Source organism: Protofrankia sp. CiP1_Cm_nod4 (genome assembly GCF_982290645.1).
The window spans coordinates 39,571-40,070 of sequence record NZ_CEVIVC010000004.1; the positions used below are offsets into that span (position 1 = coordinate 39,571).

A 500-nucleotide genomic window follows, 5' to 3' on the forward strand; every position below is an offset into this window, starting at 1 on the left:
ACCCCACCCGCGCGACCAGCGCTCGTGCATGGTGACTTCCGGCCGGGCAACGTCCTCTACGAAGGCGGCCGCATCGTCGGTCTGCTGGACTGGGAGATGGCGCACGTCGGCGACCCGGTCGAGGACATCGCGTGGGCGTACCACGCCCTGTGGAGCCCGGAGCGGTTCGTGCCGCTCGAGGAGTTCGTCGCGGCGTACGAAGCGGCCGGAGGCGTACCTGTCACCGGAGCGGCACTGCGCTGGAACCGCGTCTTCTGCGAGGTCAAGTACGCCACGATCAGCCTGCAGGCGGCCCGTGCGGTCATCGACGGCCGTAGCCACAACCTACGGCTGATCGACCGGGCCCGAACCGTGATCCCCTCCATCCAGGCGTGCCTGGAGTGGATCAGCGCCAGCAGGCCGTTGGAGACGCCATGCTGAGACCAACCCCCGGCGAGCTGCTCGAGGGGCTTCGCCGTGAGCTGCGCGACGAGGTTCTGCCTGCCGTGCCCGCCGGGTCT

At 69.8% G+C, this 500-nt stretch carries 1 protein-coding gene; it reads left to right on the forward strand.

The genetic code is table 11. The features are described 5' to 3' along the window. Positions 1-420 (forward strand): phosphotransferase (locus AC5LSR_RS01975; RefSeq protein WP_493468087.1); only part of this gene is annotated, 420 nt, incomplete at its 5' end. Between the last annotated feature and the right edge of the window lie 80 nt (positions 421-500).